25 protein-coding genes and 2 pseudogenes are annotated in these 25299 nt (G+C 46.9%); 21 read left to right on the top strand and 6 right to left on the bottom strand.

Features of this window, described 5'->3' with window-relative positions:
• Positions 1–18 precede the first annotated feature (18 nt).
• Positions 19–138, bottom strand: a pseudogene (locus K6Q96_RS18180) (Mal regulon transcriptional regulator MalI); the annotation flags it as partial.
• On the opposite strand from K6Q96_RS18180, the pseudogene K6Q96_RS18185 reads away from it, so the two are divergent.
• A pseudogene (locus K6Q96_RS18185) lies at positions 139–746 on the top strand (beta C-S lyase family protein); the annotation flags it as partial.
• A 439-nt stretch (positions 747–1185) separates the two neighbouring features.
• On the opposite strand, the gene K6Q96_RS18190 reads toward K6Q96_RS18185, so the two are convergent.
• The gene (locus K6Q96_RS18190; RefSeq protein WP_251881613.1) at positions 1186–1656 is read right to left on the bottom strand and encodes a DUF2846 domain-containing protein; all 471 of its coding nucleotides are present in this window, start codon (positions 1654–1656) and stop codon (positions 1186–1188) included.
• Between the two features lie 277 nt (positions 1657–1933).
• Here K6Q96_RS18190 and K6Q96_RS18195 point away from each other — a divergent pair, with 277 nt between their 5' ends.
• Positions 1934–2962: a GTPase family protein gene (locus K6Q96_RS18195; protein WP_251881615.1), complete on the top strand. Its 1029-nt coding sequence runs from the start codon at positions 1934–1936 to the stop codon at positions 2960–2962.
• A 246-nt stretch (positions 2963–3208) separates the two neighbouring features.
• Positions 3209–4174, top strand: a complete 966-nt coding sequence (locus K6Q96_RS18200; RefSeq protein ID WP_251881617.1) for a GTPase family protein — start codon at positions 3209–3211, stop codon at positions 4172–4174.
• A gap of 67 nt (positions 4175–4241) precedes the next feature.
• Here the strand turns inward: K6Q96_RS18200 and K6Q96_RS18205 are convergent, their stop codons facing one another.
• On the bottom strand, positions 4242–5267 hold the full coding sequence (locus tag K6Q96_RS18205; RefSeq protein ID WP_251881619.1) for an ion channel: 1026 nt from the start codon (positions 5265–5267) through the stop codon (positions 4242–4244).
• A gap of 194 nt (positions 5268–5461) precedes the next feature.
• Here K6Q96_RS18205 and K6Q96_RS18210 point away from each other — a divergent pair, with 194 nt between their 5' ends.
• From K6Q96_RS18210 to K6Q96_RS18285, 16 genes are all read left to right on the top strand, one after another.
• The gene (locus K6Q96_RS18210; protein WP_165013929.1) at positions 5462–5809 is read left to right on the top strand and encodes a YkvA family protein; all 348 of its coding nucleotides are present in this window, start codon (positions 5462–5464) and stop codon (positions 5807–5809) included.
• A gap of 23 nt (positions 5810–5832) precedes the next feature.
• On the top strand, positions 5833–6222 hold the full coding sequence (locus tag K6Q96_RS18215) for a cupin domain-containing protein (protein WP_251881621.1): 390 nt from the start codon (positions 5833–5835) through the stop codon (positions 6220–6222).
• A gap of 81 nt (positions 6223–6303) precedes the next feature.
• Entirely contained in the window at positions 6304–7314 is a 1011-nt protein-coding gene (gene rlmF / locus K6Q96_RS18220; RefSeq protein ID WP_251881624.1) for a 23S rRNA (adenine(1618)-N(6))-methyltransferase RlmF, read from the top strand.
• Positions 7315–7444: 130 nt separating this feature from the next.
• Complete coding sequence (locus tag K6Q96_RS18225) at positions 7445–7840, top strand: hypothetical protein (protein WP_251881626.1); 396 nt, start codon at positions 7445–7447, stop codon at positions 7838–7840.
• Positions 7841–7869: 29 nt separating this feature from the next.
• Positions 7870–8541, top strand: a complete 672-nt coding sequence (locus tag K6Q96_RS18230) for a DedA family protein (protein ID WP_251881628.1) — start codon at positions 7870–7872, stop codon at positions 8539–8541.
• An 82-nt stretch (positions 8542–8623) separates the two neighbouring features.
• Positions 8624–9736 (top strand): rod shape-determining protein RodA, encoded by a 1113-nt coding sequence (gene rodA, locus K6Q96_RS18235; RefSeq protein WP_251881631.1) that lies wholly within the window; start codon positions 8624–8626, stop codon positions 9734–9736.
• Positions 9737–10114: 378 nt separating this feature from the next.
• Positions 10115–10612: a tetratricopeptide repeat protein gene (locus tag K6Q96_RS18240; RefSeq protein WP_251881633.1), complete on the top strand. Its 498-nt coding sequence runs from the start codon at positions 10115–10117 to the stop codon at positions 10610–10612.
• 92 nt (positions 10613–10704) lie between these two features.
• Positions 10705–11154, top strand: coding sequence for a hypothetical protein (locus K6Q96_RS18245; RefSeq protein ID WP_251881636.1), 450 nt, complete (start codon positions 10705–10707; stop codon positions 11152–11154).
• A 109-nt stretch (positions 11155–11263) separates the two neighbouring features.
• On the top strand, positions 11264–11794 hold the full coding sequence (locus K6Q96_RS18250) for a DUF4303 domain-containing protein (protein WP_251881638.1): 531 nt from the start codon (positions 11264–11266) through the stop codon (positions 11792–11794).
• A gap of 441 nt (positions 11795–12235) precedes the next feature.
• Positions 12236–12685: a hypothetical protein gene (locus K6Q96_RS18255; protein WP_251881640.1), complete on the top strand. Its 450-nt coding sequence runs from the start codon at positions 12236–12238 to the stop codon at positions 12683–12685.
• A 176-nt stretch (positions 12686–12861) separates the two neighbouring features.
• Positions 12862–13695, top strand: coding sequence for a hypothetical protein (locus K6Q96_RS18260; RefSeq protein ID WP_251881642.1), 834 nt, complete (start codon positions 12862–12864; stop codon positions 13693–13695).
• A gap of 120 nt (positions 13696–13815) precedes the next feature.
• On the top strand, positions 13816–14292 hold the full coding sequence (locus K6Q96_RS18265) for a DUF2846 domain-containing protein (RefSeq protein ID WP_251881644.1): 477 nt from the start codon (positions 13816–13818) through the stop codon (positions 14290–14292).
• 44 nt (positions 14293–14336) lie between these two features.
• Positions 14337–14699 carry a hypothetical protein gene (locus K6Q96_RS18270; RefSeq protein ID WP_251881647.1) on the top strand — a complete coding sequence of 121 codons (363 nt, stop codon included), beginning with the start codon at positions 14337–14339 and terminating at the stop codon, positions 14697–14699.
• Positions 14700–14796: 97 nt separating this feature from the next.
• Complete coding sequence (locus tag K6Q96_RS18275) at positions 14797–15213, top strand: hypothetical protein (RefSeq protein WP_251881649.1); 417 nt, start codon at positions 14797–14799, stop codon at positions 15211–15213.
• A gap of 524 nt (positions 15214–15737) precedes the next feature.
• Entirely contained in the window at positions 15738–16316 is a 579-nt protein-coding gene (locus tag K6Q96_RS18280; protein ID WP_251881651.1) for a DUF4272 domain-containing protein, read from the top strand.
• A gap of 119 nt (positions 16317–16435) precedes the next feature.
• Positions 16436–16870, top strand: coding sequence for a DUF4274 domain-containing protein (locus K6Q96_RS18285; protein WP_251881653.1), 435 nt, complete (start codon positions 16436–16438; stop codon positions 16868–16870).
• Positions 16871–17150: 280 nt separating this feature from the next.
• Here the strand turns inward: K6Q96_RS18285 and K6Q96_RS18290 are convergent, their stop codons facing one another.
• From K6Q96_RS18290 to K6Q96_RS18300, 3 genes are all read right to left on the bottom strand, one after another.
• A complete protein-coding gene (locus K6Q96_RS18290) occupies positions 17151–20255 on the bottom strand; it encodes an efflux RND transporter permease subunit (protein ID WP_251881655.1) in 3105 nt (1034 codons plus the stop codon).
• 10 nt (positions 20256–20265) lie between these two features.
• Entirely contained in the window at positions 20266–21369 is a 1104-nt protein-coding gene (locus K6Q96_RS18295) for an efflux RND transporter periplasmic adaptor subunit (RefSeq protein ID WP_251881657.1), read from the bottom strand.
• A 306-nt stretch (positions 21370–21675) separates the two neighbouring features.
• A complete protein-coding gene (locus K6Q96_RS18300) occupies positions 21676–22662 on the bottom strand; it encodes an ABC transporter substrate-binding protein (RefSeq protein WP_251881659.1) in 987 nt (328 codons plus the stop codon).
• A gap of 257 nt (positions 22663–22919) precedes the next feature.
• Between K6Q96_RS18300 and K6Q96_RS18305 the strand changes: the two genes are divergently transcribed.
• Together K6Q96_RS18305 and K6Q96_RS18310 are read left to right on the top strand one after the other, a co-directional pair.
• A complete protein-coding gene (locus K6Q96_RS18305) occupies positions 22920–24032 on the top strand; it encodes an ABC transporter ATP-binding protein (RefSeq protein ID WP_002539970.1) in 1113 nt (370 codons plus the stop codon).
• Positions 24033–24181: 149 nt separating this feature from the next.
• Positions 24182–25264, top strand: coding sequence for an ABC transporter substrate-binding protein (locus tag K6Q96_RS18310; protein WP_251881661.1), 1083 nt, complete (start codon positions 24182–24184; stop codon positions 25262–25264).
• Positions 25265–25299: the final 35 nt, after the last annotated feature.

The raw sequence follows: 25299 nt of genomic DNA on the forward strand, positions 1-25299 counted from the left end.
CATTAGCGCCGGATTTCTCTAGGTAGGCTGATGGATCAATGAAGGTGTGACAATGATTTTGCGCGGGGCGGAATCACTTTTCTCCAACTGCTCAATCAAGCGTTTTGCGGCTTGTCGGCCAATCTCTTTGGCATCTGAAATGTGGCGCTGATCTCCGACGAAATCAATATGGATGTGGCCTTCAAAGCGCATACCCCTTGGACGGGCATTGGCATGACGCAGCGTTGGGCGCCAGTAACCTCAGCTTCCAAGTATTTCAACAATCCGGCATTGAACGGCGCTTACGCTTTCATTGCTGAAGAAAAAGCGCGCAATGATTACCTATTCAAACTGAAAGAATTGGATGGGCTATCATCGCCTTCAATTCTCGGCGTGATAGGCATGGTGGCTGCTTACAATCACGGTGAAGAATGGTTTAATGCTCTGGATGTTTATGTGTATGAAAGCCACGAGCTTGTCCGCGACACACTCAGCGTATTCCTTGGACTGAACTATGCGGTGCCTGACGCCACGTATTTGGCATGGATTGATTTGTCGCCACTAAATCTTGAGATGCAAAAGTTACAAAGCTATCTGATTCAACACTTCAGTGTCGCGATTCTGGCAAAGGGTATGTTTGCCTGAATCTGGGCTGTCTGCGCTGGAAAGTGGAAGCGGGATTGAAGGCATTGGTTGGGGCGATAAAGCGGCAGTGCTCAACCGAACTCAAACCTAAAATTGTCTTTTGGAATGGCTCACTTCGGTGAGCTTTTCTTATTAAATCGACGCGTAAAGTTTTGGAACATAACTATATTCATTTCTACAAAAGAAATTGAAAAACAAGGATGTTCGACAAAGAAGAAAACTACCCTTGGCTTGTTTCTGGTAAATATACTTGCTAGCTGCTCTGGTCCCAAATACACATAGACACCAATCAAAGCACGGAAGTTACCATCTTAGAACACCCAGCGACCCGCATTGTGTTTCTAGATAACATGCTTACATGGTGTATGGATGAAGGCAAAAAGTGCAAAGTGGCGAAACTCCATACCACGCTACATTCTCTATGAGTGGTGATAACAATAAACATATTCAGGCCATGATGGATATATTGTTTAGGCGAATAACCGTTTCTGAATCGATGCAGAAGTCGAGCGCTGGAGAGTACTAAAGAAAAAGCCCGCAATCGCGGGCTTTTTTTCAATCCTATTTCTTTGCCGAACATGTTCCCTTTATTGCCATCTTCAACTTCGAAACTTCTTCTTTACCCGTTGCTTCATCAACAAGCTCTACACCTGCGCCGCCGACAAAAACGCCCATCTTAATGTACTGTTCTACAAAATAGAGTTGGCCTTTTTCGGTATCAACTAGTAGGTCATTAGGTGAGAATTCAGACTCAGTAGATACCTTAACCTGACCACCACCCAATACTTCATGGTAAAAGAAGACGCCCGGTGCGGTTTCGCCAATACAGTCCCCTTCAATGAAAATATCTTTTTTCAGTGCTGCACCTACTGGAGAATCAATACGGTACACGTAGATTCCTGCGTTATCTGAGGAGGCTGGTGGATTGAATTGTTTTGCCGCGTTGGTATCAGCATCCGAAACTGTAGGCACAGTCGCACAACCTGATAGTGCAATGGCAGCAAACAGAGCCAAACTAACAACTTTCTTCATGTTATTCCCTCAACATTTAATCAAGTGGCCAATTTAACCAAATAAGGCGGTACAGGATTGCGATGTGTCCTAGCGTTTGGGAAATTACTCTATTGAAGAGTCAGAATTTTTTATGCCCGCGACGATTTCTAAACGTTGGATGCTCGGACTTTTCAAGCATATTATTAGTTATAAATCCTTACTTTCTATCAACAGCGAGACACTTGGTTACGATATTTCATGCATATAGTGATGGTTGGTTCCGTTGTGAATCTGATTGAAGAGGAGAACCACCATCATGCAGGGAAACAACCATGTCGATACTCAACTTTTTAAAAAGCTGAGCGCCTTACAAGATGAATACACCAATGCATCTACCCCCAACTATACCTTCTTCGACCGTGTGCTTAGTCAGGTCGAAAACAGCGTCGAAATGGAACATGGGTACAAAGCGAGACTGAAGCGCCGTCTTGATGTGCTTTCCAATGAATCGTTAAACGTTCTTGTGCTGGGCTCGCCCAAAACAGGCAAGTCTGCCATGCTGTCAGCGATGTTTGGAGAGAGGGATTGGACTCGCTCGGCCAACGAGATTCAGCGTACAGAACTCAACCGAATGACGCTTTGGGAAGCTAATCTTCCGGATTACAGCCCAAAATCTAAGCCTCTAATCCAGGAATTGTCTGCGCTATTGTCTGAAACCGATGACCATAACAAGCCACTAATTGATCTGGTGATGGTGGTGCTTGATGCCTCTTCCAGCAACATTGACGATTGCTATCTCGATATCTGCCGCACAATCATTCCCATGATGGGAAGAAACGCTGATGGTCGATTGATGGTACTTTTCAGCAAGTGCGACAAAGTTGCTCATGCCATTCGAGGAGAGTACGTAAAAGATGTGATGCCGATGGATGCAGAGATCTGGTTAGATTGCACGGCAGCCACGCTTCGGTATCGACTGATTGACAACGCAGGTGTTCAGACCCGTCCTTTGGCCTTCAGTGCCGAAGCGGGAGAGTCCCCAAGTGGCCGTCCTTTCAACTTGCTCAAACTGCTGGCCCGCACCATGGAAACCTTGCCGGAAGACAAAGCGCTTACCTTGTTCAATCATGTTCTCAGCCGAGGTGATGATCACTGGCAAGAACATGACGACAATTTGATCTACCTTCAGCTGATTGAAAACGCCTGTTTTGATGCCATTCATCTTGGCGCGCATGATGGTGATCGTTTCGGTGGTCAGCTAGGGGCATTTTTAGGACGCCATGGTCGTGCGCTGGGAAACATCATTTCAGACGAAATCCGTAGTCAAATGGGTATTTCCGTATAAATTTGCAAAAGGGCTCACTACTCAGAGAGCCCTTAACTTCCCTAGTTTCATCAGCTTCAAACCGCACATCATTCCTTAAGTAAACAAATTGTTAAATGCTATCAAGAGCGAGACAAATCGCCACTTGTGCATTGCGTATAGTTGCAGATGATAAATTGGTTAAGTGAATGGTAATACCCAAGCTGACAGGGAGTCGCTGGCGTGAAAAGCGCTTGGGTATAGGAAGTATCTACCGAGGACATACCCATGCAAAACAGCAAGTCATTTTCTCAACAACTGGCCTGGGACATCAGCCACTCTTCACTGGTGGACGAATTCAAAAAGTCCACCTTGCAACTGCGTCTGCATGAGCTGGAAGATCAGCCATTAAACATTATGGTTGCCGGCCCCAAAGGTGTGGGTAAAACCGCCACCATCAAAGCGGTGTTTGGCGATAACCTGACTGAAGAGTTCAATGCTTCTTCCGGTATTACCCGCTTCCAAAGTGGCAATCTGGTTGTGTGGGATTATCCTGGTCACAACGGTGATGAGCAGCACGACAAAATGCTCGATATGCAGATTGGCTCGACCTTGAGCGAAAGCGATACTGAGGGTAATCCGCTTATCGATATGGTGGTTGTGGTGCTGGATGCTGCGGAGCAAAACCTAAACCAAGGCTATCGATTGATTTGTGATGTGATAGTACCTGCTTTAGGTAGCAAGTTTGAAGATCGACTCGTGGTTGGCCTGAATAAAGTAGACTTGGCGAGCCATAGCTATGAGTGGGATTTCATTAGCGACTCCCCCTCTAACGAAGTTGAGATCTGGCCGGAAAGCACGGCGTCTTTGATTCGTCATTGTATGTTGGATGAGTCTGGCCTTGAGATTGCCCCCGTTTGTTATGCGGCTGATTTTGAGCGCTCAAACGGTGAAGGCCGTCGTCCATTCAATATCATTAAATTGCTGAATCAAATCGTGGCGAAACTGCCAGCAGAGAAAAAAATCACCTTGGTCGACACGCCGCTTAACAAGCAATCACTGGCGTGGTTTGACAGTGATGATCGTATGAATTACGTGGTGGAAGTAGAAAACACCTTGTTTGATTCTATCTACCAAGGTTCTCGTGGCGGCGCGCGATTTGGCGGATTGCTTGGCGCGTATATGGGCAAGCAAGGACGTGAAATAGGTTACCTGCTTCGTCGTAACCTGCGTCAGCGTTTGAACCTGGCTTAAGCGCCTAAACAGAAAAGGAAAGGAGCCGAATGGCTCCTTTTTTGTCGTTGCTATCTGTGGGGTTAAATCAATCCCACTTAAAGTCGGACACCCTTTCATCGGCAATGTAGAACAGCAAATCGTTCGGCTTGATTTCCTGATCAAGCGGCGGGTTCAGCCTGACATTGCTATCGCGTCGGAAACCAATCAGCGTCGCATCATGCTCCTTCTTCATCCTTAGAAAGAGTGCTTCAACCGTGGTGTATTGTGCATCGCCCGGGTAAGTGACCGCATATTGCGTCATGCCTTTTCGCGTATTCAACAGCTCATGGTGAAGCTCTGAAGAGCCCGGATCCACAGCGGATTTCGCCATCATTTCCACTGACACAGAAGGAATGCACTCTGCGTTCGGGCAATGTGTTTTCAACAGGCTGGCCAGCACTTCTTCCTGGAAGTAAGCGAGAATATGGACATCTGGATTTTTGCTGGCGCAGAATAGGGCAGCAGCGAAAGTGATGTCGTCTTCCGGGTTATCGATAATGATGCAGTCAGCATCGGAGACGCCAGCGCGACTCATGGCGGTTTCATCAGTAAAGCTAGCGGTGCGGACAAAATCGATTTCCTTTGGTAACGGGTTTTCGATGTCAGCACGCACACATAACACAATAGGGCGCTTGTCTTTTTCTTCGTGCAGAAGCATGTCGATGAGGTGAAGGGTTCGGCTTTCGTTCCAACCCAAAATCAAAATGTGTCCGGCCACGTCAATGCTCCTTCTTCCTAAAAGTCCTTTGCGCCAATACTCAATGGTGATACCCGCCAAGCGGCCTACACCGATGGCAAAAATACTTAGTCCACAAGGGATCACAAACAGTGCGACAATCCATTTACCCGCCGTTGTAGTGGGAGACATGTCGCCGTAACCCACGGTAGACGCGGTCACTAACAGATAATAGATATAATCAACGAAGGGAGAAGTGAGTGCCTGTTCTCCCGCCAAGCGGAGCAGCACCCAGCTTATGACCGCGTAGGCCAAAACTGCAGTAATAACGTGCTTCCCGCTTAAACGCTGAAATTGAGAGGTGATCCATCGGCGAACCATGTACCACTTGTTCATCAGCCGTTTTCCTTAACCTTCTTAGAGTTCAAACTAGCGTGCCACTATAACAGTCTAATCCATCAGCAAATTTCTCAATTTTGCCGACTGTGAAAAAGTTCTCATCTTGATGAAGTTCTCACTTTCGATTGAGGCGCAAAAAGGGTGAAGGATGTAGATTGAAGTGAGTCATTCTAAATGAGAAGGATTGCGCCGTGAGTGACAACAAATATCTGGATGAGTTTTCTGACGATGGCTTTTGGACCAAAGCCCGCAACTTTGCGCAAAAAGCAGGTTACGACGTATTGGAAAATGCCCTCAAGCTCTACTATTCCGCGACAGATGACGATACACCCAAATGGGCGAAAACCACTATTTTCGCTGCGCTTGGCTACTTTATCGCGCCTATTGACGCTATTCCTGACCTGACACCTGCCGTTGGCTTCTCTGATGACCTCGGTGTACTGGCGGCAGCCGCAGCTGCGGTCGTGATGCATGTGAAAGCAGAACACGGCGAAAAAGCGGGCGAGAAGCTGGATCAGTGGTTTAAGAAGCTCAATTAATTTACCCAAAGAAGGGAAAGGGTATGAAAGGAAGCAGAGTCAACCTCAAGGATGCATTTGAGAAAGTCACGTTTCTGGAAGATCGTACGCCGGAACACTCGCTGAGTGGCGAGGGGGAAAATGCCTTTGCCACGCTTTCGGAGTATCGCGATGGTGGCGTTTTCATTGCCCACTATGAAGGAAAGAGTGAGTGGGAACGTCATCCGGGCGACGAACTGGTGCATGTACTGGAAGGGCAAACCACCATTTTCCTGCTCAATGGCGAAGAAGAAACACCCATTTCCTTATCTGCAGGGGAGTTGGTCGTGGTGCCGGAAAATGTCTGGCACCGCTTTGATACACCAAGTGGCGTGAAGGTGATGACAGTGACACCGCAGCCGACTGAACACAGTATCGAAAGACCTTACAACTAGCGGAAATCAGCTCGGAATTTCTGACTGTCGTGCTAGAATCGCTGCCCTGCAATTTCCGGACAAAGTCGACTGGGCGTCACCATGACAAAACCGAACAAAACCACGTCACAACCAAAGAAAGGTCTGCACCCAAGAAATCCCCATCGTGCGCGATACGATTTTCCGGTGCTGATGAAAGGCACGCCAGAGCTTAAAGCCTTTGTGAAGAAGAACCCGTTCGGTGATTTGTCCGTCGATTTTTCCAACCCGCAAGCAGTCAAAACCCTTAACAAGGCTCTGTTGCAACACTTCTACCAAATCAGTTTCTGGGATATTCCAGAAGGCTATCTTTGCCCACCAATCCCCGGCCGCGCGGATTACCTGCATTACTTGGCAGATCTGCTGGCTGAATTTAACAGCGGAGGAATTCCCAAAGGCAAAGCCGTGAAGGGGCTGGATATTGGCATGGGCGCAAACTGCGTGTACCCGATGGTTGGCCATCGCGTTTATGGCTGGCAGTTCGTGGGTGCGGATATTGACCCAGTATCCGTAAAAAGCGCGAAGCTGATGGTGGAGATGAACCCAAGCCTAAAAGGGGGCATTCAATGCCGTCTTCAAAAGAACCCAGGCCACATTTTCGCAGGCATGATTAACGCTAAAGAGCGTTTTGATTTCACCATGTGCAACCCGCCTTTCCATGCTTCGATGGCTGAGGCAACAAAAGGCTCTGAGCGCAAAGTGAAGAACCTTGCCGCCAATGCCCGCAAGAAAGGCTCAGAACCCTTCAAAGCGCAGCCAATGAAAGGCAAGGGCAAACCAGTGCTGAACTTTGGTGGACAGAACGCAGAGCTTTGGTGTCCGGGTGGCGAAGCTGCTTTTATCAAGCGAATGATAGAGCAAAGTGCCGACTTCAAAACCCAATGTCTATGGTTCACCACCATGGTTTCGAAGAAAGAAAACCTGCCGGGTATCTACAAGCAACTGAAGGCGTTAAAAGTCGAAGATGTCCGCACTATCGAAATGGCACAAGGCCAGAAAGTAACGCGTATTGTGGCATGGACTTTCCTCAGTGAATCCGTGCGCCAAAACTGGTCGAAAAACGAAGAAAAATAGCGCGCTTTTCAGGCGGTTTTTGGTTGGAAAATCGCCGCCTTATGCAAGGTCGTCATAAGCGATAAAAAGTGTTGTTCTTTTTGTGGTTTTAGCAGTAAATTCTGCCTGAATTGACCTTTGAGAATACGCTGTGAAAACGCCAACCACGCGACTTCCCCTCTATGTTGCCCTGATGATGGTGCTGCTGTTAAGCGGCGCTGTGGGGGTTATTGGGGTCGATTTGGCGCAGGGGCATCACGCAGCATTGCAGGATAGGGAAGGCGTGCCGCTGGCGAAAGAAGAGTATTCGCTGCTTCGCACCATGGCATCACGCATTATTCCCGATGACGTCGAGTTTATCGATGACGAACCTTCATCACTTTCAGCGTTTCCGGCTTCAGGCATTTCTCTGCTTCTCTTGGGCCTTTTGTCGTCAGGCTACTTCTGTACTCGCCAGAGCCGACAGAACATCACAGGCTTCTTCGCACCTTGCCACCTCCAGTTCCGCTTTATCCACTCAAGGGAAGGTTTCTCCAGCATCACCTAACCCTGTTAATTTTGATTCTTGGAGAGAATATGTTTGAAGCAATTCAGGAAGTGCTGGTGGCCTTGTGGAACCAGAATTTCGATGCGCTGCTGGCTCCCGGCAGCGCGACCCTAATCTACATCATCGTGGCTGTATTGATTTGCCTTGAAAGCGGCTTTTTACCAGCGGCTCCCTTACCTTGCGACAGCGTGGTTGTGCTGGTCGGTACTTTGGCTGCCGTCGGTGTGCTAACGCCAGCTATCGCATTCCCACTGCTGATTGTGGCGGCTTCAATGGGAAGTTGGATGGCCTTTATGCAAGGTCGCTGGCTGAACAAGTTGCCAATGGTGCAATCCTGGCTGAAGAAAGTGCCGGAAAAGAACATGAAAACCGTCGATGCTTTACTGCGTCAGCATGGTTTGGTGGCTCTTTTTGCTGCGCGCTTTATTCCGGGTGTTCGCTCGATTGTGCCGATGATGATGGGCATCCGCGTGAAAGAAGCACCACGTTTCCATTACTTCGCGTGGTTGAGTGCGACCCTTTGGGTCTTCCTGCTGGCGGGCATCGGGTTCCTGCTGCCTTCACTGCCAGACGCGCTTGGACGAGCGGTAACCATGGGGCTGATGGCAGCTCCTGTTATCACGCTTTGTGCCGCGATTCTGACTGCGATTACCTGGCGAGTCCGCAAATTGCTGAGAGGCAATAAACCACCTTCAGCGTAAGCTTAACCCTGACCTATTTCATCGCCACGTCGCTTGCAAAACCGACGTGGCTTTTCTGATCTTAACGAAGACGTTTTAACCCATGAATGTACTGCGCCCACGACTGGATATTCCGTTGCTGATCGCGATTGTCTCGCTTATCACCCTTGGCTCAATGAGTGTATGGAGCGCGAGCGGCTACAGTGTTCCCACCCTTGAGAGACACGTCGCCCGGGCCATGATTGCGCTGTTGGCCTTACTGTTTTTCTCACTGATCCCCGCCAAAACCTACCGGGCACTCACACCGCACCTTTTTGGTTTGGCGATTGTGCTTTTGCTTGGTGTGATTGTGGCGGGAGACACGGTGAACGGCGCCAAACGCTGGCTCGCGCTTGGCCCTATCCGCTTTCAGCCTTCTGAAATTGTGAAAGTGGCGGTACCTATGATTGTCGCCTGGCTGATAGTGCGAGACCCCGGCAGGCCAGGTCTGCAAAAGATTGGACTTTGCGCGTTAGTCACAGCATTACCCGCAGGGCTGATTGTGATTCAGCCAGACTTGGACGGCGCGATCTTTACCGTGATGTACGCACTGTTCGTGCTGTATCTAGCAGGTATGAGCTGGAAGATCATTGGCTCAGTGTTAGCAGCAGTTGCCGCGACAGTACCAGTGATGTGGTTCTTCTTTATGGCGGACTACCAGAAACTTCGCGTCACCCAGTTTTTGAACCCAGAATCTGACCCACTCGGCGCGGGATACCAGATCATCCAATCTCTGATTGCCATTGGCTCCGGCGGAGTGCGCGGTAAAGGCTTTATGCACGCGACACAAGGGCAGTTGGGATTCATCCCAGAAAGCCACACTGACTTTATCTTCTCGACCTTCGCAGAAGAATGGGGCTTTTTGGGAAGTGCGGTCATGATTGCGCTGTATCTGTTTATCTCAGGCCGTGCTTTATGGCTGGCAGTCAACACAGCCTCACCGTTTTCCCGCCTAGTCAGCGGTGCATTGGCAATGAGCTTCTTCCTCTACGCCTTTATCAACTTGGGTATGGTGAGTGGGCTGCTACCCGTAATGGGAAGCCCGCTGCCATTTATCAGCTACGGCGGCACGGCAATGATCACCCAAGGTGCATGTTTTGGCATCATCATGGCGCTCTGTTGCGGCAAGCAACCAGTAGAAGCGACGTGGAGTGCGAGAACGTTTAGTAAGGCTTAGTTCGCTCTTGGTTCATTCCCCTATTGAAGGGGAAAGTGAGGGTGGGGTTTGGCTCAGAGAAGGTTTTGCCCCAAAGTGAGCCAGCATCATTTTTGATGAGGTGTTTAAAAGTCTCCTATTCACCCTACTTTTTGTAATCCGAAACGTGCTTTTCCACTGTTGATACACACAGTAAACGCAAAGGTGTCGCATAATACCTACGTAGCCCCATTTTGGGGCGTTTTCACAAGGCCATTTTTAGCACCGCGAGAAAGGGCTTTTAAAACATAGGGAAAGCTACTTTAAAAATACAGTGGCTTGTTATTGTTGGACACAATGCGGTGTTTAAATATGCCACTTGAGCGTCCAATACACTGTTATATTTACAAGGATGTATAAATGAAGAAAATTTTCATGGTATTTTGGTTAGGGTCATTTTTAATTGGATGTAAATCAACATCTGATGAACTAACTTGGAAGGTGAAGTTCGAAAACCAAGTCCAGTTAGCCAACAATGGAGACCCAGAAGAGATAAATATCCTAGGCGTAATGCATGCGAAAGGTTTAGGTACAGTTCAGGATGATTATAAAGCTGTTGAGTATTATAAAAAAGCAGCAGGTCTTGGACATTCTCAAGCCAAAGTAAATTTAGGCTACATGTACGAAAACGGACGGGGAGTAGAAAAAGACTATAGCGCTGCTATCGAACTATACAGAGAAGCAATGTTAGACGGTAACACGAGAGCTATGAGAAACCTTGGCTGGGCCACCGTGATGGGGCATGGTGTCGAGAAAAACAAAGAAGATGCATTGCTATTGTGGGAAAAATGTGCAGCTTTAGGCGATAAAGAGTGTTCTGAGGCTCATGCTATGTTTAGTTCCGGTATTATCCCCTAAATATCAAGGCCATCAAACATCGCCCCCTTCGGGAGCTGGACTCACAAAACACGCGCGCCGTTTATGGCAGCGTTATAGCCAAAAGGAAAGCCATGAAGAAATTTCTAGCATCGTTATTTGGTATTGCCTCAGCCACTGCTAGTGCGGCGGGAATGCAAGTAATTGCAGTTGATGAACAGCATATCCAAATAGGGTTGGCCGAAGGTCAAGTGGGCGAGTACTACGCAATAAAACCAGTTATTGAAATTGAGCTAGATGCTTCAGGCTATAAATTTTCGGCTATCCCTGGGCAAGAATCAAATGAACCAAACGCAATTCAACTCATAATCGATAATGAGCATCAATTTACAGCGTATTGGGAGCCTGGCGTAACGAAGTACACACTTAATAATGCTACGTTGGTGCCACGATTTAAGGATTTTAATGGTTTCAACCTAGGAGACCAATTTGTAATTGCAATTGGCGCTTTGGTAATCGATCACGTGAAAAAAGAACAAGCATTTAAAGTGCAATGGATAGGCATGGGCAAAGTCCAGCTATAACCGACTGCACCGGACAATTTTTCGCTGTCACTTTTTTGAGTGGCAAAAAGCCGCCATCAAAAATCTGCTCGGTGAGCCGACCGTTATAGCTTGAAAGGAATTCAATATCGTGCACGATGAAGAAGAATTACTAGAGAGTATGGTCACTGCAACTGAAGAATCATTCTCACTTTGCCTTGAAAAGGCTGGCAAAGAAAATATTCTAGGTTTTTCCATTTGCTCTGATGATTCAGGAGTTGTATTTTCGCCTCGTGTGGCAACTAAATCGGGTATGGATAATTTTAAAGATTATGGAACTGAGTTTGACTTCTTATACAATCCTGATAATTGGGATAAAGAAGAAAATACACCCAAATTAGATGATCTACATTCCTCTATAAACGCTTTATATGAAGAATGTGAAGATTATGACAATGATGATAACTGGCATGCTGAATATAGAAATCGTATTTATCAGCTTGCTGTACGAACAATGGAAAAATTAAACAAAAAAGGTTTATTTTCATCAGAATATTATCTAAGTGTGTGGGTTTCAGATTCAGATATCCCTTTTACCAAAGCTACTTCGTGGTCCAAGCGTTTAAATGCACCAGAAGTGCATCTTTCCTTTGTAGAATGGCTTGATGCTAGAGCAGATTAATAGATGTTAAGCTATAACACATATGAGCCCTTCTCCGGTCAATAGGCAATAGCATTCTTCTGGCTGCTTTAGCAGCCAATGCTCTCGAACAACAAAGTCGTCTACTTCGCTTTCCCCTATCTGAAGTTATCCGAACTGTGCAGTCCGAAACGCAATCTCTAACACGTTTCTGCCCCAAAGTGAGTTAGCTTTTCGAACAATCCAGCACTCGAATCGACGTACAATGGCCAAATTTTTCTAATGCACTCCCTGTGTATAAAAATACAGGGATATGTATATAGTAAAAATGTGCACGCTTTAAATTCGGGACGCCCGATTTCTCATTTTTGGACCAAAAGCCAATAAGTTAATCCACTGATTCTACGAAGCTATATGGTAAAGTGACTTAAGTGTACGCGGACTAATCGGGCTTTATGCCTGCTAATAAGTTGTTAACTCTATATGCATATGAATTTAATTCTCGAAAATACTGCACAAGTGAAATATTTCACATACATGACCGATGTATTTTCTGCATTAAGTATAAGCTGTACAGACTATGACTGGTATATCAGCGACATAGAGACAAATGGATATCTTGTTGATGAGGGATGGTACAGTGGTGAGTCTTTGGACTCCCTAATTCAGGGAAATAAAATTCAGTTTATTTGGGCTGTTTTCACAGCATTTCCAATAGGTACAAAGTTTGACGTTACTGAAAAGCCTTATATAGATGGAAATCCTGATTACTGGAATGGTTCCAACCCAGAACCTCAACTAGATCGGGCACTTTTTGAAATAGGTTGCTGGGATAGCAGCGCTACTATTCTGGTTGGAGTACCATCGCAACTAGCGGAAAACTTCATGGCGATTTACACGGATACACGAGAGCTGGATCGCGCTGCAAGATAGAGCGTTAACAAGGCTATGAACGTGGACGCTTTGTCAATGCGGCAGCTTTTTAAAGTGATGTAAATACAAAGTATTAAGGCGGTTTTGGGCGGTTTGGTAAGCGCCCGTTATTGCAACGTTATGTTTTAGTCAGTATCCAAATGTAGTATTGGAAGAAGTAAAAAGGGAAAGTAGTAATGAAATCTAATAGAAAAGTTCTAATAGCCTGTTTGATAACGTCAGTTTTATCTGGTTGTGCGTCTGTGAAATATCAATCTTCTCCACCCATTACAACTAATAAGGTAACGCATGAAGTTGGTTACTCTGAGTTATTAAACCAAACGAATCACACTTTAATGCATCTAAATGAAAACAAGGATATATATTATCAACAAAACTTTGGAGGAGGTGGTGTCGGAGTTGGTTTACTTCTCGGGCCAATTGGCGTTGCGGCTAATATTGCAGCAATAAAATCAAATACAGAAGAGGATGTAGAAGCTCTTAAAGGTAAAATAACTATCGATCCAAAAGATATTTTTAAGAAAGCTTCTGAGAAAAGTGGATTAGAACTTTCAACTAACACATCTAATTCAATTTCTGTAAGTCCTTATATATATGTTTCAAAAACTGATGATGAGCAGTTACTACTTGGGTCGGCTATGATTGTTGAAACTGCACCCGGTGAAAAGGGCAACTGGATTGGGAAGTATATGTACCAAACACCCGTGAAAGTTTCGAAAAAATCTATTTCAGACGGTGTGGACGATGTTGAGTTTAAATTGTTTGAAGAGTCTCTATCAAAAGGTTTTGAGGAGCTCATAGCTCTTTATATGGAAGATAGAAAAGGAGCTTTAACGACACAAAATCCAATTACATTTGTTTCAGACTTTGTAAGTCCAAGATTAAAAATGGAAATGCTAGGAGAGTTAGTTCCTTCAAAGGATGCGAGAGTTAACATCAGAACAGTAGGCGCGGTATATTCATTACCAAAAAATGCTGTTGAGGTTAAAATTAAAAAGAAAAAAACATAACAAACCAAGTCAATCGGATTCATAATATTGGCGCACTTTTCTCTCACCCGCTACGCGGGAAAAAAGCCCGCCAATGTTACTTACCGCTGCTTGGGGCGTTAGCTGCACCAAAGGAAAATTATGAGAAAAGTATTAACAATCACAATGTTAGGTATCTTGTCTGGTTGTACCTCTATACCAAAAGATGCGCCGCCTTATAGATCTGCACCTATCGCTAATGATAACAGTGGTACCTTGTACATTTATCGTGTGGGCGCGTATCCAACTTTAAGAACACCAAGTATATTTGTTGACAGCAATAAGATCATCGATCCACCAGAAAAAGCATATACATGGATTTATCTATCACCAGGCAACCATAGCGTGACCGTTGACTGGGCATGGGATACTGGGTGGCCTGATTTAAGTTTTGAAATTCCCATTGAAGCAGGAAAAGAACACTTTTTAAAAATCACTGGCAGTTTCGAAAATTTAGGTCTTAAGTATCGTGCGGGTTCTGAGGCACTATATATGGAAAAATCAATAGCTGAGAAAGAGCTAAAAGAATGTTGTAGATATATCATCCCAGCTAACAAGCAAAGTCAGCTGGACCGCTAGCGCGGCCAAAGCTTTGAGCGTTATGCACTAAATAGATCCGAATTATGAGTATTATTGAAGAGACAAGAGAGCTTCATCGAAAAGCATGGAGTAACTATGATGACTTTACGGATTCATTAGAAAAAGCTGTATCGATATGCAAAGCAGCATATGAAAATGGTGAAAATTCACCACTATTCATAAACAACTATGCAGCGGTTCTCCTCGATCTTCACCGAGATGAAGAGGCTTTAAATCTTCTAGAAATTAGTGATCCAGTTTTTTCTGAATACTGTTCAAACTATGCAATAGCAATCGCCAAAGCTGCTTACGACTTGGAACTAATTAGAAAATGGAATCAAGCTGCAACAAAGCAGCCCAAACAAGATGGTGCCATTGTGGCTTTTATGGACTGGCAGGGTTTGTGATGCATAACAAGTCAAAGCACTCGGACTTGGAAAAGCTGTCACCTTTTTTGTTCCAAAAAAGCCGCCATCCTCATCAAGCTGGTGTTTGAGGCGTTATGTGTCAAGCGAGAATATGCAGGAAATGAGGAAAGCACAGCTTCTGAAATTGATAGGTTCTCTTATTAGGGCTGCCGATGGTGATCTCGTAAACAAACCTAGTTGCTTTCCATGCCCGGCTGAACAGCACAAATACTACAAAGTTATCCGAGACTGTTTTCAAGTTATCTATACCGATGCGGATTATACAAAGTCTCAAGCATTTATCATCGAAATGATGGGAAAGTCAGATGGCTTCATTAAAATGAGAGCCAAGATACTTTTAACACCAGCTAAGCGTAAATCACATAGAGAAAAGTTACTCGCAAAACTTTCCGATTTAAATCAGATTGATAATGCGTTAGTTGATATAAATGTTGAACATGAGCCTTTGTTTAGAAAAGCTATCAATAGTTTGGGTTATTGCCATGACTCATAACACATATGGGCCCTTCTCCGGTCAATGGGCAATAGCTGTCTTTATGACTGCGTGAGCAGTCACTGCCTTCGAACAACAAAGTCATCCACTTCGCTCCCCCCAACCTGAGGTTATCCGAAGTAGACACTTTAGAGCATTAGACCTAACACGTTTCTGTCCATACTCGTGCTAGGCCGATCTGCTCTAGCACGTTTTTGCCCCAAAGTGAGCCAGCATCATTTTTGATGAGGTTTTTAAAAGTCTCCTATTCACCCTACTATTTATAATCTGAAACGTGCTTTTCCACTGTTGATACACACAGTAAATGCAAAGATGTCGCATAATACCGTAGCGAGCCGTTTTGGGGTGTTTTCACAAGGCTATTTTTGGTATTGAGAGAAAAAGCTATAAAAACAAAGGGAAAGCTACTTTTAAGATATAGTGGCTTGTTATTGGCGGACACAATTGGGTGTTTAAGTACACCACTTTAGCATCCAATACACAGTTATGTGTCACCCACGAAATCATAGGAATTAGATAATTCAATGGAAGAGATTGAAGAGGATATCAAAATTAGAACCTCCAGAGAGGTTGCAGAGCGTGTTCTTGGATTAATTGCCTCAATAGGAAAGGTGCACTTTCCAGAAGAAAATACTAAATGGATCGAAAATAATAATATTGAACAATATTTATCTACCTTAGAGTCTGAATTCATTAACACACCAAGCCCAGATCACCAAGATTTGGTCAAATTCTCTTGGAGGGCGGAAGCACTTGTTTCTTTACTCTGGTGCTTGAAAGGCTTGGATGAAATGCCCGCTTTTGATGAGCAGTTTTATATTTGGGAAAATGAGTTAGTTATTAAAGCTGTTAGCAGTACAAACGAATTTCTCAACTGTTCAGAATTAAGAGATAGGGAAGCCATAGACAATATGGAGTCATTTTTATACCACCAACATTGGCGTGTTAGAGATCGAGATTTTGGTTTTAACAACGACCGACCAGATGAAGACGATCCAGATATAAACGAACTTGACACTGGTATTGTTTACGAGCGTCGTTACGGCATGAGTTGGGTGTCAGGCTTTGGCGAATCATGGGATGACGTACCAACAGACACATAACAAGCGAATGAACGAGGGACGTTTACTCGTGGCGTATTATTTCATGGAAACGCTGTGATTTAGGTGTTTCAAGCAGTTTGGGCTAGTAAACGCCCGTTATTCGAACGTTATATGCAATCATGATTAGCGAGAACGAGAAAAAACAATTAGATAGAATTCAGTATGAGGAAAATACTGATGAGATTATATCTATCGCCAAAGCATCAGTAAACCCATTCTTTCTTCAGGAATGTGCCTACTCATACAACTGGAATGATGGAATGAGGTTGCCCACCACTATTGCTAATAATGAGCATTGTGACTTGGGTACAGCTCTGACTTTATTTTGGTTAGCTGGAGGGATGAGCTACTTCTTAAGAGAAATAGAGCGAGATGAATACAATTATGAGTGGGCGGATTTCTGTGAGATGGTTATAAAAAAACTAACCAATAATGCCTATCTCTCTGGTCAAGTGAGTTTTAAACCAAATATCAATAAGCTTACCCAGTACAAATACAAAAAGGCTGGCATTCCTTCTGTTCTATATCTGGAGATAAAAGGCACAAGCACATAACACATATGAGCCCTTCTCAGGTCAATAGGCAATAGCCTACTTTTGGCTGCGCTAGCAGCCAATGCTCTCGAACAACAAAGCCGTCTACTTCTATTACCCCTGCCTGAAGTTATCCGAAGCTGACGCTTTCGAGCACCGACTCTAACACGCTTTTGTCCAAAACCACTTTAGAACCAAAAAACCAACTCCCCATCTAACTTCCCCCTTCAGTGGGGGGAGGAACCATAAACGCAAAACACCACCTTCAATCCTTGCTTTGCGCTATCTAACTGAGTAGCTACTAACTCGGATAAGCATGCTCCTCGTTCACCTCATCCACATCTTCATCAAGCTCTCCTTCATGGTATATGTGGCCGCCTGAAATGTAGGTATAAACCACAGGAAGCACGAACAGCGTAAACAGGGTACCGACTGCCAACCCTGCCACAATCACTAAGCCTATGTTGTAGCGGGATGCGGCACCTGCGCCTGTTGCGAATAACAAAGGAATCAAACCCGCAATCATGGCAGAGGTGGTCATCAGAATTGGGCGAAGACGAACGGTGGCGGCTTCCACAATCGCTTCTTGTTTGGAAACGCCTTTCATCACTTGCTCCTCTTTGGCGACTTCACACATCAAGATGCCGTGTTTGGTGATCAGCCCTACTAAGGTAATCAATCCCACCTGAGAGTAGATGTTCATCGAGGTTTCGCCTGAGATATGCGTCCACCCAAGGGCAATCAACGCGCCACTGATGGCAAGCGGCACGGTAAACATAATCACCAATGGGTCGCGGACACTTTCAAACTGACTCGCGAGCACCAGGAAGATAATGGCCAAGGCGAGGGCAAAGGTGAGGTAGAGCGAGCTGCCTTCTTCCACGAACTGACGGGCTTCTCCCATAAAGGAGTAGGTGTAGCCTTGCGGTAAGTCGGTGGTTGCCAACTGTTCGAAGAAGGCAATCGCATCGCCCATAGCAACATTCGGTGCAGGCACAGCTTCAACCGAAATGGAGTTCATCTGATTGTAGTGGGGCAAGGATCTCGCTTGTCCATTCACGGTAAAGCTCACCAAGCTCGATAGCGGGATGGCTTCGCCGTTTTGCGCATTCACATAGAACTGCGAAATCAAATGAGGGTTGGCGCGGTAAACCCGCTCCACTTCGGGAATCACTTCATACGAACGGCCATCAATGTTGACGCGGTTGATGTAGCCGCCGCTCATCATGGTGCCGAGTGTTGCGCCAATCGCCTGCATGGTCACGCCATATGCGCCTGCCGCTTCACGGTCAATCTTGAGCTGTACCAAGCCGGAATCGTATTTCAGGTTGACGTCGGTATACACAAACAACGGGCTGGCTTTGGCTTTTTCCAGAATCTTGTTGCCGACCGCATAAAGCGTTTCGAAATCTGCGGGGCTGGTGATCACAAACTGGATTGGCAAGCCGCCAGACGCGCCGGGTAACGAGGGCATTTGGTAAGCCGTGGCGTTAATGCCGGGGAGTTTCTTCGCCTCTGCGTTGATATTGGCTGAGACTTCTTTCTGGCTGAGCGTCCGCTCTGTCCAGGGAATTAATGGGCCAATCGCGATGCCCTGACTACTTGTCGGCACGCCAATCATCGCCAGTGAAGCTTCGGCTTGTGGCTGTTTGGCGATGATGTTGGAAATCAGCTCCATGTTGGCCTGAATGTAGTCATTGTTGGAGGTGGAAGGCGTGCTGCCAATCACCACCACCACACCCTGATCTTCATCCGGCGCGAGCTGTGAAGGAATGAATTTGAATATCACCGGCAGTGAAGCAAACACCACAATGGCAAAGATGACGACGACGCGTTTGTGGTTAAGCACGGCCAGAAGCGCGTGGTGATATTGATTGGTGAGGCCACCGAGTACCCGTTCAACGGTTTCTTCAAACTTACTCGGATGAGTGTGTGGCTTGAGCATTTTCGAGCACATCATTGGCGACAGCGTGAGTGCGACAAACCCTGAGATAAACACTGAGCCTGCCAGCGTTAACGCGAATTCTTTAAACAGCGAGCCTGTCACGCCACCCATCAATGCGATGGGCGCGTAAACCGCTGCGAGAGTGATCGTCATCGAGATAACCGGAACCGCAATTTCCCGCGTAGCTTCAATGGCGGCTTTAAAAGGCTTGGTGCCCATTTTGATGTGGCGGTCGACGTTTTCCACCACCACGATAGCGTCATCTACCACCAAGCCAATCGCCAATACCATGGCGAGCAGCGTCATCAGATTTAGGGTGAAGCCAAAAGCTTGCATCACGACCATGACGCCAATCAGTGACAGCGGAATAGTGACGATCGGGATCACCACAGCGCGGAAAGAACCAAGGAACAGGAGTATCACCACGATAACGATGACGGCTGCTTCAGCAATGGTTTTGACCACTTCATTGATGGAGTCAGTGATCGCCAAGGTGGAATCGTAAAGCACGCTTGCTTCAATGGTGGAGGGCAGGTTTTTCTGAATGGATTCGAACAACACGCGAATGCCTGCGGCCACATCCAATGGATTCGCGGTGGGTGTGGCATTGATGCCGATGATCACCGCTTCCCGTCCATTAGCCAGTGCGCGCGAACTATCGCTACTTTTGCTGAGGTTCACTTCCGCCACATCACGAAGCTGCACCACCTGACCTTTGTAGCTTTTGATGACCAGATTCTTCAGGCCTGCAACCGTGTCGACCTGGCTATCAATGGTGCTGTTGAGCACGGTGAAGTAGCTTTTGAACTGACCAACCGCGGACTGGTAGTTGTTCTGTTGCAGTATTCCAACTAGCTCAGAGGTCGAAAGATCGTATTGCCCCAACTTCTCCGGATCAGGCCAGATGCGTAGGGCAAACGGCGAGCCGCCCATCATGGTGATATTGGAAACGCCGTTGACGGTCGAAAGCTGCGGATTGACCACCCGCTCGAGATAATCGGCGATCTGGCTGGAATTCAGGTCTCCACTGAAAAACGAGATATACATGATGGATGTCGTGGAGCCTGTCGAAGAGGTAACAGAAGGGTTATAGGCCTCTTTGGGTAACTGGTTGGTAACGGAATTTATCTGCGAAAGCACGTTTGCCAGCGCCGCTTCTGGATTGGTATTTAGCATCATGTTCAGGGTAATGCTCGATGCTCCGAGTTGGCTGGCAGAGGTCATAAAGTCGAGGTTATCTACCTGCGACAAGGCTTGTTCAAGCGGCTGGGTGATGAAGCCTTCCACCAGTTCAGCATCGGCACCGGGATAGGGCGTGGTAACGGTGATCACCGTATTGGTCATGTCCGGGTATTGCCGAACCTGCAAGTCTTTCATGGCGTTGAGGCCAAGTAAGAGCAGCAGAACACTTAACGATGCTGCCATGACGGGGCGATGGATGAATATGTCTGTGAAGCTCATGATCTGTTCCTCACAGTTGCGGCATGCTGTCTGGTGTCGAAATCGGGTTGTCGACGATATTCACCTTGGTATTGTTGCCAAGGTTCAAAATGCCGGTCGTGACCACTTGTTCATCAAACTTCAAATTCCCTTTGACCAAGGCGAAGTTGCCATCCCGTTGCAGCACGTCAACCGTGACCTGCCGGACGCGGGTTTCATCGTCTTTCTTCTCTGCGACAAATACAGAATTCCCGTAGAGGGCGAAGACAATGGAGGTTTGCGGCACAACCACCTGGTTGTCCAAATCTGACAGTGCAACATTCACTGCGGCGAACATTCCACCGCGCAGGGTTTTGTCTTCGTTGGGCAGCTCTGCCTGCACCATCACCAGACCGGTTTGGTCACTGACCACTGGCTGAATGGCGTTGATCTTCCCTTTGTATTCACGACCTGGAAACGCTTCGACGGTCAGGGAAATGGCTTGTCCAACGGAAAGCTGGCCAATCTCTGCCTGCGGCACGCTAAAACGAACCCGCATGACAGAGAGATCGTCGAGCCGGACAATGTCTGTGCCAGCAGAAACATACTGACCCAGATTGATATTGCGAATGCCGAGAACGCCGCTAAATGGCGCTTTGATTTCCCGCTGATTAATGGTCGCCTGCAGGCTTTCAATGTTTGCCTGCATGGCTTCGTATTTGGACTGCGCTGCTTCAACGCTTTGCTCGGAGACTGAACGTTCCTGATAGAGCTTGCGCAGGCGGTTATAATCGTCCCGAACGGAAGGCAGTTGCACTTGCTGTGCTTTTAGCTGTGCTTTCTGAACGGAGGAATCAAGGCTGACCAACACAGTGCCGCTTTCCACATTGGCACCGTTTTCGAAGTTGATGGCGTTGACAATACCCGCCACTTCATTGGAGACAGAGACACCTTGGTTGGGCTCGATAAAGCCAATGGCTTTGATACCTTGTGGCCAAACCGTTGGCGTGAGCTTTTCAACCGTGACCGGATAAACCGGCTCAGGCAGGTTAGCCAGTGTGGTCTCAATCTTTTTATTCACAAAGAGGTTAAAGCCAATCACGGTGCCAAAGGCTAGAACCGCGATAACCACCATTCCAATAAACCATTTACTCATGCGTGGATCTCCCCGGCGACATGTTGCGGTTTGGCATTGTTTCAACGAAAAAAGGCAGCGTCGCCAATACTGGCGAAAAGAGAGGAAGAACGGCGTGCATTGGCATGTTTGAAATGCCGGAAACCTTTTGGTGAACAGCGTACCGCTTCATGCAGACTCACTTTAAACAGCGACGAATGCGGAAAGTATTATGCAACCTGTGATAGTGCCGTGTTTATAAGTTGGGACAGAACGAAGTTCTTAGGAAATGAGTAAGGCGAATAAAGAGGGAGGCGAACGCCTCCCTTTGAGATAATGAATGTGCTGTTACATTGCCGCTTTTACTTTCTCAGCCACGTCTGCCGGTACCCATTGGGTCCAAACTTGTGGGTAGGATTCGAGGAATTCAAACGCAGCGATTTCACCGTCTGCCTGATTTTCTTCCATCCACGCCATCATGGCGCTCATATCAGTATTCGAGTAAGCGCGGTTGCTGATGTAGTGATATGCGGCTGGGGATTCCGTCGCAAAGCTTTCTGTGGTGATGGTGTTCACGGCAGATGGTGGGTACGCCGTCACTTTCGGGTCGGTACAGTCAGCTTGTGTAATACAGCTTTCGTAGTGCGCGGAATCTGCCGGTACACCGAAATCGACTTTCACCATGTCATAGCGACCCAGAACAGGTGTTGGTGACCAGTAATAACCAAACCATGAGTTCTCGCGATCATTTGCGCGGGCAATTGAACCTGCCAGCGCTGCGCCTGAACCTGGGTCAATCATTTCAAAGCCGGCTTCTTCAAGGTCAAGGGCATCAAAAAGATGACCTGCAGTGATCTGGCATGTCCAACCAGCAGGGCAGGTCATAAAGCCTGATTTGGAATCATCTTCAGGGTGAGGGAAAAGCTTGGCGTTGGCTTTTATGCCTTCAATTGTCGCGAGTTCTGGATTTTTGTCGACCATGTATTTTGGTATCCAGAAGCCTTCTTCACCACCTTCAGCAAACGCGGGGCCAGCAAAGCGTAGTTTCTTCGCATCAACGCCTTTTTGCAGCATTTCTTTGTGGGAGTTACTCCAAAACTCCGGGGCGATATCAGGCTCGCCTTTTTCGGTCATCGATACACCGGTTGGCATGGTATCCCCAGGAACCAGTTCGGCGTTACAACCATATCCGTTTTCCAGAATGAACTGATCCACATGTGCCATCAGGGTAGCAGAGTTCCAATTCATATCAGCGATGGTGACATCACCACACTCATCAGCAGAAGCAAAGGCGGAAAGCGCCAGAAGCGCAAAAGGTATGTAGCGGGATTGCATAGAGAGCGACTCCATTCTCGGGTGTATCGTCGTTTAATTGTGGGTTCCAAGATATCAAAAGCGTTGGAAAATATAAGTAATAACTAATGGTAATCGTGATTTTTTTGGCATTTGAATCAACATCAAGTCAGTGCAATGTTTCACACTTTAAGTGAGTGCTCATGATCCGTCTCTCACTCGCGTGGTCGCTTTTTGATCATTGTTAAAACCGTGTTATAGGCTCTAAATGATTAGTGATGTAAAGGAATGCGTAATTTATGCAGCAGAGTGGGAGCGATGGGAATTCCGGGATGCCTTTTGTGCGCTTTGATAATGTACAAAAAAGCTATGACGGAAGAACCTTGGTGGTCAAAGGATTTGAGATGGATATCGAGCAAGGTGAGTTCATCACACTGCTGGGGCCTTCAGGTTCAGGTAAATCAACGGTTCTAATGATGATGGCGGGCTTCGAGCAGCCTACTCATGGTGAAATCTACCTGAACGGCAATCCGATCAAAAAGCTGCCGCCACACAAACGTGGTATTGGATTGGTGTTCCAAAACTATGCACTTTTCCCTCATATGACGGTAGAGGAAAACCTCGCATTTCCTCTGCAGGTCAGAAATCTGTCTAAATCTGAAATCGAAAAAAAGGTAAAGCGTGCTTTGGATATGGTGCGCTTGTCTGATTTTGGTCATCGCCGTCCGGCACATCTTTCCGGTGGTCAGCAGCAACGTGTGGCGGTTGCCCGCGCACTGGTGTTTGAACCTGAGCTGGTGCTAATGGATGAACCACTTGGCGCACTGGATAAAAACCTTCGTGAAGAAATGCAGTACGAGATCAAACATATTCAGGAAGATCTCGGCGTGACCATGATTTACGTTACTCACGATCAGTCAGAAGCGCTGACCATGTCAGACCGCATTGCAGTTTTTAACGATGGTGTAGTGCAACAGCTGGCAACACCAGAAGAGCTTTATGAGCGCCCGGTTAACGCTTTTGTCGCGCAGTTTATTGGTGAGAATAACCGTCTGCGCGGCGATGTGATTTCAATGAATGAGCAGGCTTGTCAGGTCAAAATCCCCAACGGCGATATCATCACCGCTAAACCCGTGGCTGTGGGCAGTACTGGCGAACAATCCACCCTTTCCCTCCGCCCAGAACGCATTGTGATTAATCCAGAGCAGGGCGTGCTTTCCAATATTTTTGACGCCAAGGTAGAAGAAGTGATTTACCTCGGCGATCACCTGCGTACCCGCGTCTCAGTATGCGAGAGCGATGAATTCATTATTAAAACCCCCAATGCGGAAGGGCACCCGAACCTTCAGCGTGGCGATACCATTCGCATTGGCTGGTCGGAAGAAGATTGCAGGGCGTTGGACGCCTCGTAAGGAAACATCTAGCACAAGTGCTTTGTGCAGGGCTCGACAACTGATTTGGGTTAGTAAGGAACGCAGTTTTTCTGTCGTGGTGACGCGCAGATTTTGATTCCTGCTCATGCTCAGACGTAAACAAGCGAAAGACTTGAGGAGAAGGGAAAATGAAAAAACTCGCGTTAAACGTTGCCATTCTGGCAGGCGTTGCAAGCATGGCGACTCACGCTGTAGCCGATGAAACCTTGAATGTTGTTTCTTGGGGTGGTGCCTACACCGCCAGCCAAACTAAGGCTTACCACGAACCTTGGACTGAAAAAACCGGTACCAAGGTTATCAATATCGATAAATCTCAGAATGGCCTTTCAGGTCTGCGCGCACAGGTTGAATCTGGCAACGTGACTTGGGACTTGGTAGACATCCTGCCTTCAGACGCAATTGTTGCGTGTGACGAAGGTCTGGCTGAGCCGCTGGATCACGATACCTTGTTGGCGGCAGCACCAGATGGCACGCCAGCAACCAAGGACTTCCTGGCAGGCTCACTGAGTGAGTGTTTTGTTCCGTCTATTGTTTATTCAAACATCGTAGCCTACAACAAAGAGATGTTTGATAAGGCGCCTACCAAAATCGACGATGTGTTCGATCTGAAAAACTTCCCGGGTAAGCGTTCGCTGCAGAAAAAACCGATCAACAACCTTGAGTGGGCTTTGATTGCAGATGGCGTGGCAGCAGAAGACGTGTATGACGTGCTGAGCACCGAAGAGGGCGTACAGCGCGCATTTAAGAAGCTTGATACCATCAAAGACAATGTGATTTGGTGGGAAGAAGGTGCACAACCACCACAACTTCTTGCTGACAAAGAAGTGGCGTTCGCTTCTGCCTACAATGGCCGTATCTTCAATGCAGCCGTGAACGAGAAGCAACCGTTCGAGATTATCTGGGATGGTCAGGTGTTCGAGCTGGATGGCTGGGTTGTACCAAAAGGCAAGCTGGACAAGGTGAAAGACTACCTGCGCTTCGCAACGGACTCACAACGTCTTGCCGATCAGGCGAAATACATCTCTTATGGTCCTGCGCGTAACTCTTCTGCAGCCATGGTCACAACCCATGCTGAGACGGGTATCGACATGAAACCACACATGCCGACCTATGGACCAAACTTCAAAACCGCGATTCCAAAAGACGATGAGTTCTGGGCAGATAACGGTGATGAGCTGGCTCAGCGTTTCAACGCTTGGTTAGCGAAGTAATCTGAAGTAATTGGCGGGTTTCTGAAAGGAAGCCC

It is taken from the genome of Grimontia kaedaensis (assembly GCF_023746615.1).
Classification (GTDB): Bacteria; Pseudomonadota; Gammaproteobacteria; order Enterobacterales; family Vibrionaceae; genus Enterovibrio; species Enterovibrio kaedaensis.